Here is a 14412-nt window from a genome sequence, read left to right as displayed (position 1 = left end):
CCCCCAATCCCCCAGCCGGGCTGCGGGTGGGAGCTGACCGCCGGGGGGAGGGGGTCGGGGTCGCAGGAGGTGCGTGTCAGGACGTAAAGCGTCGCAGCTCGCGCGAAGCGCGGTGACCACGCGACGGAGTCGCATATCGATCGCAGCGCAGTCCGGACACGGACCTCCGGAGGCCCCGGGCCCCGGCACCCGCACCCGGCACCCGCACCTGGCACCCGCACCCCGCCCCCCCCGCACCCCGTACCGCACCCCGCCCCCCCGCCGGAGGCGCACCGCACCCGCACCCGCCCCCCGCCGGAGGCGCACCCGCACCCCCCGGAGGACACCGCATCGCGGTACCTTCGGGCCCGCACGTACGCGACAGCGAAAGAGCGGAGTCACAGCGTGAGCGTCAGGACCACCGAAGGGGCCGACCCGTTCGGGACGGCTCGGCTGCGGCGTGGGGTGCTCGATGCCTGGGGGGCCAGCCCCGCGCGTTTCCGGGAGGACGCCAACGCCGAGGAAGACCTCGCGCTCGGCGGTTACCGCGACCGGCTTGTCATCGAGCTGGCCCAGAACGCCGCCGACGCGGCCGCCCGCGCCGGCGTGCCCGGCCGGCTCAGGCTGACCCTGCGGCCCGGCGGCGCGGACGGCAACCCCGAGAGCCCCGCCGTACTCGTGGCCGCCAACACCGGCGCGCCGCTCGACGCGATCGGCGTTGAGTCGCTCAGTACGCTGCGCGCCTCGGCGAAGCGTGAGGGGCACGAGAGCGCCGTCGGCCGGTTCGGTGTCGGGTTCGCCGCCGTGCTCGCCGTGAGCGACGAGCCCGCCGTCATCGGACGGCACGGCGGGGTGCGGTGGTCCCTCGCGGAGGCCCGCGAACTGGCCGGGGCGGCGGCCCAGGCGAGCCCCGGTCTCGGGGACGAGTTGCGGCGCCGTAATGGACACGTACCGCTGCTGCGGCTGCCGCTGCCTGCGGAGGGCACGGCCCCCGAGGGGTACGACACCGCCGTGATCCTGCCGCTGCGGGACGGCACCGCCGCCGATCTGGTGGCGCGGCTCCTCGCCGAGGTCGATGACGCGCTGCTGCTGACGCTCGCCGGACTCGCCGAGGTCGTGATCGAAACCCCTGACGGGGTGCGGGTGTTGCGCCGCTCGCAGGACGGCCCGTACATCGACGTGGACGACAGCGCGGACGGCGCCACGCACCGCTGGCGGGTCGTCAGCCACCATGGCGCCACTCCTCCCGCGCTGCTCGAAGGGCGGCCCGTCGAGGAGCGGCTGCGGCCCCACTGGTCGGTCACCTGGGCCGTGCCCGTGGACGGGGAGGGCGCCCCGGCGCGGCTCCGTACCGTCCCCGTCGTGCACGCGCCGACGCCCACGGACGAGCCGCTCGGCGTGCCCGCGCTGCTGATCGCCTCGCTGCCGCTCGACACCACACGGCGCCATCCCGCGCCGGGGCCGCTCACCGACTTCCTGGTCGGCGAGGCGGCCGACGCGTACGCGGAGTTGCTGGGCGGCTGGGAGCCGGTCTCGACCGGCACCATCGATCTGGTGCCGGGCCCGCTCGGCAAGGGCGAGTTGGACGGCCGGCTGCGGGCCGCGATCCTGGAGCGGCTGCCCCGGGTGGCCTTCCTCGCCCCGGCGGCTCCGAGCGAGGAGCTGACCGCGCTGCGGCCGTTCGAGGCGGAGGTCGTGGAGGGCGCGGGCGCCGACACCGTGGGCGTGCTGGCGGAGGTGCTGCCGACGCTGCTGCCCGCCGGGTTCGAGCGGCGGGTGGAGCTGCGCACGCTGGGCGTCGGACGGTTGCCGCTCGGTGAGGCCATCGAGCGGATCGCGGGCGCGGAGCGGCCGCCGGCCTGGTGGTGGCGGCTGTACGAGTCGCTCGCGGGGGTTGATCCCGAGCGGCTGTCCGGGCTGCCGGTGCCGCTGGCCAATGGGCGTACGACGATCGGGCCGCGCCAGATCCTGCTGCCGCTGCCGGACGCCGAGGGATCGGCCGAACTCGCGCGGCTGGGGCTGAAGGTGGCCCATCCGGAGGCCGCGCATCCGCTGCTGGAGAAGCTGGGCGCGCTGCCCGCCACTCCTCGTGCCGTACTGACGACCCCCCAGGTACGCGCGGCGGTCGCCGCTTCGCTGGACGCGGGAGAGGTCTGGGACGAGGAGGCCGACACGCCCGACGCGGAGGAACTGGCCGAGATCGTGCTCGGTCTCGTACGGGACGCCGGTCTGGAGGCGGGGGACGAGCCGTGGCTCGGCGCGCTGGCGCTGACCGACGAGGACGGGGAGCTGGCGCCGGCCGGTGAACTGGTGCTGCCCGGCGGGTCGTTCGCGTCCGTGCTCCGCGAGGACGAACTCGCCTTCTGTGACGCGGAGCTGGCCGAGCGCTGGGGCGAGCAGCCGCTCGCCGCGTGCGGCGTCCTGGCGGACTTCGCGCTCGTACGGGCCACGGATGTCGTTCTGGACCCCGATGAACTGGAGCCCCGCGACGGGGACTTCGCCGAGCCCGACGACGCCGGGCTGCTGGACGCCGTCGATGTGTGGTGCGAGGACGTACTGGACCGACTGCCGGAGACGCCGGTGCCGCCGGTCGCGACGGAGATCGTGGCCGTACGGGACCTGGACCTGGTCGACGACGACGCGTGGCCGCGGGCGCTGGCGCTGTTGGCACGGCCGCCGCTGCGGGACGCGCTGACCCAGTCCGTACGGGTGCTGCTGCCGGACGGCACGACGGAGACGGTGCGTTCGTACACCGCGTGGTGGCTGCGCGGCCATCCGGTACTCGACGGGCGGCGCCCGGCCGGACTGCGGGCCGCGAGCGGTGATCCGCTGCTGGCGGGGCTGTACGACTCCGTGGACGCTACGGGCTTCGACGACGCACAGGTGCTGCGGGCGCTGGGGGTACGGACCTCGGTCGCCGCGCTGCTGGACGAGCCGGGCGGCGCGGCGGAGCTGCTGGGGAGGCTGGCGGACCCGGAGCGGGAGGTGAGCCCGGAGCAGCTGCACGGGCTCTACACGGCGCTCGCGGACCTCGATCCCGAGCAGGTGACGCTCCCGGACGAGTTGCGCGCGGTCGTCGACGGCGAGGTGCGGGTGGCCGACGCGGCGGACGCGGTGATCGCGGACGCGCCCGATCTGCTGCCGCTGGCGGGCGGGTTGCCACTGCTGCCGGTGTCGCCGACCCGGGTGACCGAGCTGGCCGACCTGCTTCAGGTACGGCGGCTGAGCGAGGTGGTGGCCGGCGCGGCGGAGGTGACCACCGAGGGCGAGGAGCACACGGTCCCGGACTCGGTCCGCGTACTGCTCGGCGCGGACACCCCCGACACCTATGTGGAACACGAGGAACTCCTCGCGGGCGGCGTCGAGCTGGACTGGCGCCGTACGCCGGACGGAGTGCTGCACGCGGCCACGCTGGAGGGCGTGGCGGCGGGGCTCGCGTGGGCGGCGGGCCAGTGGCCGCGGCGCTTCGAGGTGGCGGCGCTGCTGGAGGATCCGTCGCGGACGGCGGAGCTGGCCAGGGACCGTTGGTTCGACTGACGGAGGACGGGCGGGGGTTGGGAAGCGCGCGCTAGCGACAGCGGAGAAGGGCCCGGCAGCCGTCGGCCGGGCCCTTCGTCGTTATCCGGCGGGAACTACGCGGTGAATCTGCGGCCCACCCAACGCCAGCAGAACTCCAGCGCCGCCGACGCCACCACCGCGATGGCGACCGCCGTCCACGGCATCGTCGTACCCACCAGTTTCAGCGCGAAGAAGTGCTGGAGCCACGGCACGGCGAGCACCACCAGGAACACCGCCCCCATCGACACCACCAGGCCGATCCGCCACCAGGTGTAGGGGCGCGCGACGATCGCCAGCACCCACATGGAGACCAGGAACAGCGTGAGCGTGGCCGCGCTGGTCTCCGCGTTCAGGGCGTCAGGACCCGAGTAGTGGCTCCGGGCCAGCAGATACGTGGCGAAGGTGGCGATCGCCGCGATGACGCCCGAGGGGATCGCGTACCGCATCACCCTGCGAACGAAGTTCGGCCGCGCGCGCTCGGTGTTCGGGGCCAGCGCCAGGAAGAACGCCGGGATGCCGATCGTCAGCGTGGAGAGCAGCGTCAGATGGCGCGGCAGGAACGGGTACTCCACCTGGAAGCAGGCCACCAGGATCGCCAGCAGCACCGAGTAGACCGTCTTCGTCAGGAAGAGCGTCGCCACGCGCGTGATGTTGCCGATGACCCTGCGGCCCTCGGCGACCACCGACGGCAGCGTCGAGAAGCTGTTGTTCAGCAGCACGATCTGGGCGACGGCGCGTGTCGCCTCCGAGCCCGAGCCCATCGAGACACCGATGTCCGCGTCCTTCAGTGCCAGGACGTCGTTGACGCCGTCCCCGGTCATCGCGACCGTATGCCCGCGTGACTGGAGCGCGCCGACCATGTCGCGTTTCTGCTGCGGGGTGACCCGGCCGAAGACCGCGCCGGAGTCGAGTGCCTCGGCCATCTCCGTCCGGTCGGCGGGCAGGTGCCGGGCGTCGACCGTGTGCTCCGCGCCCGGAAGGCCGAGCTTTCCGGCCACCGCGCCCACCGAGACCGCGTTGTCGCCGGAGATGACCTTGGCGGCGACGTCCTGTTCCGCGAAGTACGCGAGGGTGTCGGCGGCGTCGGGCCGCAGCCGCTGTTCCAGGACGACGAGCGCGGTCGCGCGGGTTCCGGAGGCGGCGTCGGGGGCGTCCAGGTCACGGTCGATGCGGGCGAGCAGCAGGACGCGCAGGCCCTGCTGGTTGAGGTGGTCGATCTCGGCGAGGGCGGGATCGTCGGAGGCGAGCAGCACATCGGGCGCGCCGAGCAGCCAGCGGGAGGGTTCCCCGTCCAGCTCGCCGAAGGCGGCGCCGCTGTACTTGCGGGCGGAGGAGAAGGGCAGCGCCTTCGTGACGGGCCACCGTCCGCTCTCGTCGCGGTAGGCGTCGATGATCGCCTGGAGGCTGGCGTTCGGGCGCGGATCGGACTGCCCGATCGCGCCGAGGACCTGCCGTACGTACGTCACGTCCGCGCCGTTCAGCGGTCGCAGCTCGCGGACGTCCATGCCGCCCTCGGTGAGCGTGCCCGTCTTGTCGAGACAGACGACATCGACGCGCGCCAGCCCCTCGATGGCGGGCAGCTCCTGCACCAGGCACTGCTTGCGGCCGAGCCGGATGACCCCGATCGCGAAGGCGACGGAGGTCAGCAGGACGAGGCCCTCGGGGATCATCGGGACGATGCCGCCGACGGTCCTGGCGATGGAGCTCTTGACGTCGGTCTGTTTGACGACGAGCTGGCTGACGATCAGTCCGAGGGCGGTCGGGATCATCATCCACGTGACGTACTTGAGGATCGTGCTGATGCCGTTGCGCAGCTCGGAGTCGACCAGCGTGAAGCGGGACGCCTCCTCCGCGAGCTGCGCGGCATAGGCGTCGCGGCCGACCTTGGTCGCCCGGAACGCGCCGCCGCCCACGACCACGAAGCTGCCGGACATCACCTGGTCGCCGGGGCGTTTCAGCACCGGATCGGCCTCGCCGGTGAGCAGCGACTCGTCGACCTCGATGCTGTCGGCCTCGACCATCTCGCCGTCGACCACGACCTTGTCACCGGGGCCCAGCTCGATGAGGTCCCCGAGGACGATCTCACTGGTGGAGATCTCGGCGGCGACGCCGTCACGCCGTACGGTCGGCTTCGCCTCGCCGATGACCGCGAGCCCGTCGAGGGTCCGCTTGGCGCGCCACTCCTGGATGATGCCGATTCCGGTGTTGGCGATGATCACGAAGCCGAAGAGGGTGTCCTGGATCGGCGCGACGAAGAACATGATCACCCAGAGCACGCCGATGATCGCGTTGAAGCGGGTGAAGACGTTGGCACGGATGATCTCGGAGACGGAGCGGCTGCTGCGGACCGGGACGTCGTTGACCTCGCCGCGGGCGACATGCCGCGCCACCTCGGCGGCGGTCAGGCCGCCGTGGCGGTCACTGGGCCGGGGCGGCCTCATGGGGTGTACGGGGTCGAGTTCGGCGCCCGCGTCGATGGCCGGGCCACTGGAGCCGGCCGGGCCGGTCGGCTCGGACAGGCCGGTCGGGTCGGACGGGCCGTGAGATCCACGGCCGTGCGGCTCGGGGCCGTGCGGCTCGGGGCCGTCGGTGTCGATCTTCGCCCGCTGTGTCATGGTTCCGACGGTACGGCCGGTCGGGCGCGTTCACCCACCGACCGGGGGGAAGATCCGACCCGGGGACGAGGCGGATCGTCCCCAGGCAGTACGGGGAGGGGTCCGGGACGGGACTTCGGCCGGGGTCGGTCTCAGGGGGTGCCGTCGGGGTGGTCGGCGCTGTCCGTCCGGTCCGTGCCGTCCGTCCCGTCCGTCCGGTCCGACGTGGCTGCCGCCGCGGCTGCCGCGCGCTTGATCGCCGCGTCCCGTCCCCGTACGTACCAGATGCCGATGAGCCCGAGCCCGCCGCCGGCGAGACAGGTCCAGATCCACCAGGTGTGCCCGTGGTCGCTGAACCAGCCGTAGAACGGGAGCTGGAGAAGGAAGAGGGCGAACCAGATGATCGTGCCGCCCGTGACGGTGCCGACGACCGGCCCCTCCAGGGGCTCGGGCGCCGCACGCCGGGGAGTTCCCGTCCAAGAACCGCTCATGCGCGTCAGTCTATGCGGGGCCGGCGGAGGGCACGGGCGGGGCTGAGGGGAGCAGGGGCGGGACGCCGGGGAGGCGGGCGCCGCAAGGCTCTACGCGCGGAGATAGCGATCTTCGACTCATGTATTCATACTGATACGGTTTCTGGCTGACTTGTTTTATTCGTCTGAATGTCCAAGTCCGGCTGGATTTCGCTCGCTCATCCGTTCTTCTTGCCGTCCTGCCCGTCCTTCTCGTATGACGACTGAGGTTCCGCATGCCCCCCTCGGCCACCGCTCCGGTCGGCTCCGATGTCCAGCCGCCGACCCCCGGGCAGCCGTCCGGCGGGCTGGACCGGTTCTTCAAGATCTCGGAGCGCGGCTCCACGGTGGGCCGTGAGGTACGCGGCGGCTTCGCCACCTTCTTCGCGATGGCCTACATCATCGTGCTGAACCCGATCATTCTCGGCAGCGCGAAGGACATGTACGGGCATCAGCTCGACAACGGCCAGCTGGTCACCGCGACCGTGCTGACCGCGGCCTTCTCCACGCTGCTGATGGGGGTCATCGGCAATGTGCCGATCGCCCTGGCGGCCGGCCTCGGCATCAACACCGTCGTCGCCCTCCAGCTCGCTCCCCGGATGAGCTGGCCGGACGCGATGGGCATGGTGGTACTCGCCGGTCTCGTGGTGATGCTGCTGGTGGCGACCGGTCTGCGGGAGCGCGTGATGAGCGCCGTGCCGCTCGGGCTGCGCAAGGGCATCGCGATCGGTATCGGCCTCTTCATCATGCTGATCGGTCTGGTCGACTCCGGCTTCGTGTCGCGTATCCCGGACATTGCCCAGACCACCGTGCCGCTCCAGCTCGGCTCCAACGGACATCTGCACGGCTGGCCCGTGCTGGTCTTCGCCATCGGGGCGCTGCTCACGCTCGCGCTGATCATCCGCAAGGTGCCGGGCGCGATCCTGATCTCCATCGTGGCGATGACGGTCCTGGCGATGATCATCGACGCGTTCGTGAAGGTGCCGAGCTGGGGGCTGACGACCCCGAAGTGGCCGGGGAATCCGGTCTCCACCCCGGACTTCGGCCTGATCGGGGACTTCAGTCTGTTCGGCGGCTTCGAGAAGGTCGGCGTCCTGACCGGCGTGCTGTTCGTCTTCACCGTGCTGCTGTCGTCCTTCTTCGACGCGATGGGCACGATCCTCGGCGTCGGTGACGAGGCCAAGCTGATGGACAAGCAGGGAAACCTGCCCGGTATCAACAAGGTCCTCTTCGTCGACGGCATCGCGGTCGCGGCCGGCGGCGCGTCCTCGGCCTCGGCGAACACCTGCTTCGTGGAGTCCACGGCAGGTGTCGGCGAGGGGGCGAGGACCGGGCTGGCGTCCATCGTCTCGGGTCTGCTCTTCGCGGTGGCGCTGTTCCTCACACCACTGGCGACGATGGTCCCGTCCCAGGCCGCGACACCCGCTCTGCTGGCGGTCGGCTTCCTGATCCTGGCCGGTTCGGTACGGGACATCGACTGGAGCGACTACACCATCGCCGTTCCGGCCTTCCTGGCGATGGTGATGATGCCGTTCACGTACTCGATCACCAACGGCATCGGCATCGGCTTCATCAGCTTCAGCGTGCTGCGGCTGGCGGCCGGGCGGGGGCGCGAGGTGCCGGTGGCGATGTACGTCGTCTCGGCGGTCTTCGTCTTCTACTACGCGATGCCGGCGCTCGGCCTGACGTAGTCGCCGGGCCCGGCGCGGGCCGCCTCATTTCACCCCGTATTCATTCACCCCGTAGAACTTCTCCGTCTCCTCGACGGCCGACTTGAAGCGTTCGTCGAAGTCATCACGGATGAGCGTCCGGACCACATAGTCCTGGACGCTCATTCCGCGTACGGCGGCATGCCGCCGGAGCCGGTCGAGCAGCTCACCGTCGATCCGCAGGCTGAGCACTGTCGATCCCATACGCACCAGGGTCGGCCCCGTGCGCGCCCCGAGTCATCACTTTCCGCAGCGGTCTCACTCGTTTGGGTGATCTTTCGCATGATCTTCGCGATCGGTGCGGAGCCCGCCTTCAGGTGTGTGCATGTGGGTGGTATTTAGATTGGGTAATGAGTTACCCTAACAACATGCCTGACCTGCCCCACGGCGACGAGAACGACGCCGCCGTGAACTCCATTCGCTCCGCCGTCATGCGGCTGGGCCGGCGTCTGAAGCACCAACGTGTCGACGAGTCGCTGAGTCCCACCGAGATGTCGGTTCTGGGCACCCTCGCCCGATGTGGTTCCGCCACCCCGGGCGAGCTGGCGCGCAAGGAGTATGTCCAGCCGCCGTCGATGACTCGCATCGTGGCGCTGCTGGAAGCGAAGGGTCTCGTCAGGCTCGAGCCGCACCCCGACGACCGTCGGCAGAAGGTGGTCAGCCAGACAGAACGGGCCGAGGCGATGCTCGAAGAGAGCCGCCGCAAGCGCAATGTCTGGCTGGCGTCCCTCGCCGAGGGCCTGGACGATGACGAGTGGGCGAAGCTGCGCGCTGCCGCCCCCGTTCTGGAGAAGCTCGCCCACTTGTGATCCGCGCGCTGTAAGGAGGCGAACCCACTTTGAGTACGGGATCCGGAGCAGACTCCGCCCCCGCACCGAAATCCACCCACGACCTCACCACCTCGGACAGAGCCACCTCGGTCGAAGCCACTTCGGATCGAGCCGACTCGGTCGGATCCGCGTCGGATCGAACCGCCTCGGAGAGCACGACTTCGGAGAGCAACACCTCGGAAAGTGCTATTCAGGACAACGGTCCGCTCGACAGCGGCACACCCGGCATACCCGAAAGCGGCATACCCGACAGTGACATACCCGAAAGCGGTCTGTCCGACGGTGAGATACCCGACGGCACGGCCGTCGAGCGCACGACCGGCGGCGGGACGTTCTCGTCGCTGAAGATCCGCAACTACCGACTGTTCGCGACGGGCGCCGTCGTCTCCAACACCGGTACATGGATGTCCCGGATCACCCAGGACTGGCTGGTCCTCAGCCTCACCGGCTCATCGGCGGCCGTCGGCATCACGACGGCTCTCCAGTTTCTGCCGATGCTGCTCTTCGGCCTCTATGGCGGCGTCATCGCCGACCGCTACCCGAAACGTCAGGTGCTGCTCTTCACCCAGAGCGCGCTGGGCCTGTGCGGCCTCTCGCTCGCCGCCCTGACGCTCTCGGGACATGTCCAGGTCTGGCACGTCTATCTGATCGCCTTCCTGCTCGGCATGGTGACGGTCGTCGACAACCCGAGCCGCCAGTCCTTCGTCTCCGAGATGGTCGGCCCGGACCAACTGCGCAACGCGGTCAGTCTCAACTCGGCCAACTTCCAGTCCGCCCGGCTCATCGGCCCCGCCGTCGCCGGTGTCCTGATCACCACGGTCGGCAGTGGCTGGGCCTTCATGCTCAACGGCCTGTCGTTCAGCGCCCCGCTCGTCGGACTGCTGCTGATGCGTCAGCACGAGCTGCACAAGTCCGTCCGCGTACCGCGCGGAAAGGGCCAGCTCAGGGAGGGACTGCGCTATGTGCGTGGCCGCCCCGAGCTGATCTGGCCGATCGTCCTGGTCGGCTTCATCGGCACCTTCGGCTTCAACTTCCCGATATGGCTGACGGCCTACGCGCACCAGGTCTACGACGGCGGCGCCGGGCTGTACGCCTTCTTCAACATCCTGATGGCGGCAGGCTCCCTGGCGGGTGCCCTGCTCGCCGCCCGGCGCGGTTCCAGCCGGCTGCGGCTGCTCGTCCTGGCGGCCATGACCTTCGGCGCGCTGGAGATCGTGGTGACCTTCTCGCCGTCGGTCTGGCTGTTCTCGCTGCTGCTCCTGCCCATCGGCATGCTCGGCATGACGACCAACATCAGCGCCAACACGAGCGTCCAGATGGCGTCCGACCCCGAGATGCGGGGCCGCGTGATGAGCCTCTACATGATGGTCTTCGTCGGGGGCACCCCCATCGGCGGCCCGCTCTTCGGCTGGGTCACCGATACGTACGGCGCCCGCGTCGGCTTCGCGACGGGCGGCCTGGTCTCGCTGCTCGCGGCGGCGACGATCGGCCTGATCCTGACCCGTGTGGCAGGGGTACGGCTGAAGGTCGGCCTGCGGGGCGGACGGCCGCACGTGACGTTCGTACCGAAAACGGAGGAGCTGGCGACGGCCGCGTGAGGCGACGGTGGTCCGGACCGAGGAACTTGGGTGCGGACCACCACGGGGCGCGGTGTCAGAGGCGGGGGAAGTCGTCAGTCCGCAACGTCAGGGCTGAGCCGGCGATGGTGAGGTCGATTTCCATGCCGAAGGTGGCTGTGAGTTCGCCCGTGTACTCGCCCTCCTTCGGATCCGTGTGGACGTGGCACCTGCCGGTGTACGGATCCGCGATGACGTAGACGGGGATGCCGGCCGCGGCGTATACGGCCTTCTTCGGGCCGTAGTCGTTGGCGGCCGTGTCCTTCGAGATCACCTCGGCGATGAACTCCACGTCCGCGAAGTCCCATCGGCCACGAGCGTCCTGCTTTCGGACGGCTGGGAGACTCGGCCGTATGACTATGAGACTGTTCGCCGCCGTGCTGCCGCCCGCCGAAGCCGTCGGGGAACTGGCCCGTGCCGTGGACGCGCTTCAGGTGCTGCCCGGCGCCGACGGGCTGCGGTGGACCGGCCGCGGCGGCTGGCACTTCACGCTCGCCTTCATGGGGGAGGTCGAGGACCGGCTGCTGCCCGAGCTGACCGAGCGGCTGGAGCGGGCCGCGCGGCGTACGGAGCCGTTTCCGCTCCGTATCCATGGGGGCGGGCACTTCGGCGGACGGGCCCTGTGGGCCGGGGCCGCCGGGGGGATCGGCGACTTGCGCCTTCTCGCGGAGCGCGCGGGTGCGGCGGCGCGGCGGGCCGGGGTGCCGATGGAGGAACACCGCCACTACCAGGCGCATCTGACGCTCGCGCGCAGCCGTGGCGGCCGTAGGGATGTGACCGACGGTAGAGATGTGACCGGCGGTACGGACATGACTGACAGTACGGACGTGGACCTGCCGCTGTACGTGGAGGCCCTCGGCGGGTTCGCGGGCACGCCCTGGGAGGTGGCCGAGCTGGTGCTCGTACACAGCCGGCTGCCGGTGAGCGGGGTGGCGCGGGAGCAGCCGCGGTATGAGGCGGTCGTGCGCTGCCCGCTCGGCAGGGCCCGGCCGGGGGCGCCCGGGTAACCCGGGCGCCGGTGCTGTCACCCCCGGCCGTTAACCTCGATGTGTGGACCCCAAAACCCGGAACCGCATCATGGCGGTCGTGCTTGTGCTGATGTTCGCGATCATCGCTGTGGCGGCCGCGGTCGGCTAGGGCGTGTTTCAGAAGTAGCGTCGTCCGCGCGCAGGGCGGGCGGTGCGGACGGGACTTCTGAAACACGCCCCAAGGGCTGTCCCGTTGTCCCTGGTGGATCAGTGCGCGGCAGCTGACGCCGCGCACCCGCCGGGAATTACGGGAGAGCCCTCAGCGCCTGTCCGATCGGACAGGGGCTGGTCACCGGCCCCGGCCGCCCTCGGCCGCGTCGCGGCCCTGGTCGTCGGCGTACTACCTGGTCAGTACGGGCGTCGGCGTACTGACCAGGTACCCGAGAACTACCAGGCGAACGCCTCCGGCGACGGGCCCGGACCCGGGAAGATCTCGTCCAGCGAGGACAGGACCTCCTCCGACAGCTCCAGCTCGACCGCGCGCACGGCCGACTCCAGCTGCTCCAGCGTCCGCGGGCCGACGATCGGGCCCGTCACCCCGGGCCGCGTGAGCAGCCAGGCCAGAGCCGCCTCGCCCGGCTCGATGCCGTGCTTGTCGAGCAGGTCCTCGTACGACTGGACCTGCGCCCGGATCGCCGTATTGGCGAGCCCGCTGCCCGAACGGCCTCCGGACGTACGGGATCCGCCGCCCTCGCGCTCCTTGCGGATCGCGCCGCCCAGCAGACCGCCGCTCAGCGGTGACCAGGGGATGACCCCGAGGCCGTACTCCTGCGCGGCCGGGATGACCTCCATCTCGGCGCGGCGCTCGGCCAGGTTGTACAGGCACTGCTCACTGACCAGGCCGTACGAACCGAGCCTGCGGGCCGTCTCATTGGTCTGGGCGATCTTCCAGCCGGGGAAGTTGGAGGAGCCCGCGTAAATGATCTTGCCCTGTTGGATCAGGGTGTCGATGGCCTGCCAGATCTCCTCGACCGGGGTGTCGCGGTCGATGTGGTGGAACTGGTAGAGATCGATGTGGTCGGTCTGGAGCCGCTTGAGGCTGGCGTCGACCGCGCGGCGGATATTGAGGGCGGAGAGCTTGTCGTGGTTGGGCCACGCGGGGCCGTCGCCGGCCATGTTCCCGTAGACCTTGGTGGCGAGGACGACCTTGTCGCGGCGGTCGCCGCCCTTGGCGAACCAGGTGCCGAGGATCTCCTCGGTACGGCCCTTGTTGTCGCCCCAGCCGTAGACATTGGCGGTATCGAAGAAATTGATGCCCGCGTCGAGCGCGGCGTCCATGATCGTGTGACTGTCGGCCTCATTGGTGAGCGGGCCGAAGTTCATCGTCCCGAGGACGAGTCGGCTTACCTTGAGTCCGGTGCGTCCGAGCTGCGTGTACTTCATGACTCCACAGCCAACGCGTTCGAGCGCACTCGAAGCAACCCCTGCTGGGCCTTGTGGCCTCCTTCGCACCGGTGGACGGGGCGCATGCGCGGGGGCTCACGGCCGTTCGGCGGGCCGTGGGCCCCGCGCGCGTCTCGGCTCACCTCGGTCCAAAGCCCGTCTCGGCTCGCTTCGGTCCCTGCCCGTCTCAGCTCGCGAACGCGTCGATCGCCGCCCGTACTTCGCGGCGCTCCGTCGTACTTCCCTTGTGCCCGGCGTCCTCGACGACGATCAGCCGGGCGTCCGGCCAGGCGCGGGCCAACTCCCATGCCGTACCGAGGGGCGCGCTCAGATCGAAGCGGCCGTGCACCAGTACGCCCGGGATCCCCGCCAGCCGCCCCGCGTCGCGCAGCAGCGCGCCCTCGTCGAGCCAGGCGCCGTGCGAGAAGTAGTGCGCGCAGATCCGGACGACGGCCCGCCGGGCGGCGGGTGCCCGCCCGCCGTACGGATGGGCCGAGCCGTGCGGCTCCATGGAGAGCACGGTGTCCTCCCAGGCGCACCAGTCGGCCGTGGCCCGCTCCCGTACGGCGGGGTCGGGATGCTCCGTCAGCCGGGCGTAGGCGGCGACGAGATCGGCGGTGCGCTCGCCGCGTTCGGCCTCCGGGACGCCCGCGCGGAAGCGGTCCCACGCCTCGGGGAAGATCTGTCCGACGCCCCCGTACAGCCAGTCGATCTCCGACCGCCGGGTCGTGGTGACCCCGGAGATGACGATCTCGGAGACGTGCTCCGGGTGCCGCTCGGCGTACGCGAGGATCAGCGTCGAGCCCCAGGAGCCGCCGAACAGCAGCCAGCGGTCGATCCCCAGATGGACACGCAACCGCTCCATGTCGGCGATGAGATGGCCGGTGGTGTTGTGGCGCATGTCGGCGGCAGGGTCGCTCGCGTGCGGGGTGCTGCGTCCGCAGTTGCGTTGGTCGAACAGGACGGTGCGGTAGCGCTCGGGGTCGAAGAACCGCCGGGAATGCGGGCCGGTTCCCGATCCGGGGCCGCCATGGACGACGAGCGCGGGCTTGCCCCGCGGATTGCCGCAGACCTCCCAGTGGACGAGGTTGCCGTCGCCGACATCGAGCATGCCGTGGTCGTAGGGGTCGACGGGCGGGTGGAGCGGGTCCGGTGGCTGGGGCATGGGGCGGGCTCCCTGGGTGCGTCACGCGGTGGGCGGGTCGT

At 70.8% G+C, this 14412-nt stretch carries 11 protein-coding genes; 5 read left to right on the top strand and 6 right to left on the bottom strand.

Translation table 11 applies throughout. The features are described from left to right. The first annotated feature begins 384 nt into the window (after nt 1-384). Nucleotides 385-3516, top strand: coding sequence for a sacsin N-terminal ATP-binding-like domain-containing protein (locus ACIRQP_RS11580; protein ID WP_403887015.1), 3132 nt, complete (start codon nt 385-387; stop codon nt 3514-3516). Between the two features lie 95 nt (nt 3517-3611). Here the strand turns inward: ACIRQP_RS11580 and ACIRQP_RS11575 are convergent, their stop codons facing one another. Together ACIRQP_RS11575 and ACIRQP_RS11570 are read right to left on the bottom strand one after the other, a co-directional pair. Continuing rightward, on the bottom strand, nt 3612-6152 hold the full coding sequence (locus tag ACIRQP_RS11575) for an HAD-IC family P-type ATPase (protein WP_403887013.1): 2541 nt from the start codon (nt 6150-6152) through the stop codon (nt 3612-3614). Nucleotides 6153-6283: 131 nt separating this feature from the next. Beyond that, on the bottom strand, nt 6284-6622 hold the full coding sequence (locus tag ACIRQP_RS11570; protein WP_403887010.1) for a DUF2530 domain-containing protein: 339 nt from the start codon (nt 6620-6622) through the stop codon (nt 6284-6286). Between the two features lie 254 nt (nt 6623-6876). On the opposite strand from ACIRQP_RS11570, the gene ACIRQP_RS11565 reads away from it, so the two are divergent. Further along, the gene (locus ACIRQP_RS11565; protein ID WP_403887007.1) at nt 6877-8331 is read left to right on the top strand and encodes an NCS2 family permease; all 1455 of its coding nucleotides are present in this window, start codon (nt 6877-6879) and stop codon (nt 8329-8331) included. Between the two features lie 24 nt (nt 8332-8355). Here ACIRQP_RS11565 and ACIRQP_RS11560 read toward each other — a convergent pair whose 3' ends face one another. After that, a complete protein-coding gene (locus tag ACIRQP_RS11560; RefSeq protein WP_403887004.1) occupies nt 8356-8553 on the bottom strand; it encodes a ribbon-helix-helix protein, CopG family in 198 nt (65 codons plus the stop codon). 164 nt (nt 8554-8717) lie between these two features. Between ACIRQP_RS11560 and ACIRQP_RS11555 the strand changes: the two genes are divergently transcribed. Then, a complete protein-coding gene (locus ACIRQP_RS11555; protein WP_403887001.1) occupies nt 8718-9158 on the top strand; it encodes a MarR family winged helix-turn-helix transcriptional regulator in 441 nt (146 codons plus the stop codon). 29 nt (nt 9159-9187) lie between these two features. After that, nucleotides 9188-10777 carry an MFS transporter gene (locus tag ACIRQP_RS11550; protein ID WP_403886998.1) on the top strand — a complete coding sequence of 530 codons (1590 nt, stop codon included), beginning with the start codon at nt 9188-9190 and terminating at the stop codon, nt 10775-10777. Nucleotides 10778-10832: 55 nt separating this feature from the next. Here ACIRQP_RS11550 and ACIRQP_RS11545 read toward each other — a convergent pair whose 3' ends face one another. Next, nucleotides 10833-11150: a Uma2 family endonuclease gene (locus ACIRQP_RS11545; RefSeq protein ID WP_403887181.1), complete on the bottom strand. Its 318-nt coding sequence runs from the start codon at nt 11148-11150 to the stop codon at nt 10833-10835. A gap of 4 nt (nt 11151-11154) precedes the next feature. Here ACIRQP_RS11545 and thpR point away from each other — a divergent pair, with 4 nt between their 5' ends. Further along, the gene (thpR, locus tag ACIRQP_RS11540) at nt 11155-11802 is read left to right on the top strand and encodes an RNA 2',3'-cyclic phosphodiesterase (protein WP_403887178.1); all 648 of its coding nucleotides are present in this window, start codon (nt 11155-11157) and stop codon (nt 11800-11802) included. A 408-nt stretch (nt 11803-12210) separates the two neighbouring features. On the opposite strand, the gene ACIRQP_RS11535 is transcribed toward thpR, so the two are convergent. Further along, nucleotides 12211-13206 carry an aldo/keto reductase gene (locus ACIRQP_RS11535; protein ID WP_403886995.1) on the bottom strand — a complete coding sequence of 332 codons (996 nt, stop codon included), beginning with the start codon at nt 13204-13206 and terminating at the stop codon, nt 12211-12213. 187 nt (nt 13207-13393) lie between these two features. Next, nucleotides 13394-14371 carry a prolyl aminopeptidase gene (gene pip / locus ACIRQP_RS11530; RefSeq protein ID WP_403886992.1) on the bottom strand — a complete coding sequence of 326 codons (978 nt, stop codon included), beginning with the start codon at nt 14369-14371 and terminating at the stop codon, nt 13394-13396. Between the last annotated feature and the right edge of the window lie 41 nt (nt 14372-14412).

This window comes from Streptomyces sp. NPDC102274 (assembly GCF_044766385.1).
Lineage (GTDB): Bacteria > Actinomycetota > Actinomycetes > Streptomycetales > Streptomycetaceae > Streptomyces.
The sequence above is the reverse complement of the archived record's forward strand: the minus strand, read 5'-3'. Positions and strand labels throughout refer to the sequence as shown.

What these genes read in the sequence shown, in the direction of transcription:
- ACIRQP_RS11575 (WP_403887013.1), bottom strand. Translation starts at nt 6,152, where the DNA reads ATGACACAGCGGGCGAAGATCGACACCGACGGCCCCGAGCCGCACGGC.
- ACIRQP_RS11570 (WP_403887010.1), bottom strand. Translation starts at nt 6,622, where the DNA reads ATGAGCGGTTCTTGGACGGGAACTCCCCGGCGTGCGGCGCCCGAGCCC.
- ACIRQP_RS11565 (WP_403887007.1), top strand. Translation starts at nt 6,877, where the DNA reads ATGCCCCCCTCGGCCACCGCTCCGGTCGGCTCCGATGTCCAGCCGCCG.
- ACIRQP_RS11560 (WP_403887004.1), bottom strand. Translation starts at nt 8,553, where the DNA reads ATGGGATCGACAGTGCTCAGCCTGCGGATCGACGGTGAGCTGCTCGAC.
- ACIRQP_RS11555 (WP_403887001.1), top strand. Translation starts at nt 8,718, where the DNA reads ATGCCTGACCTGCCCCACGGCGACGAGAACGACGCCGCCGTGAACTCC.
- thpR (WP_403887178.1), top strand. Translation starts at nt 11,155, where the DNA reads ATGAGACTGTTCGCCGCCGTGCTGCCGCCCGCCGAAGCCGTCGGGGAA.
- ACIRQP_RS11535 (WP_403886995.1), bottom strand. Translation starts at nt 13,206, where the DNA reads ATGAAGTACACGCAGCTCGGACGCACCGGACTCAAGGTAAGCCGACTC.
- pip (WP_403886992.1), bottom strand. Translation starts at nt 14,371, where the DNA reads ATGCCCCAGCCACCGGACCCGCTCCACCCGCCCGTCGACCCCTACGAC.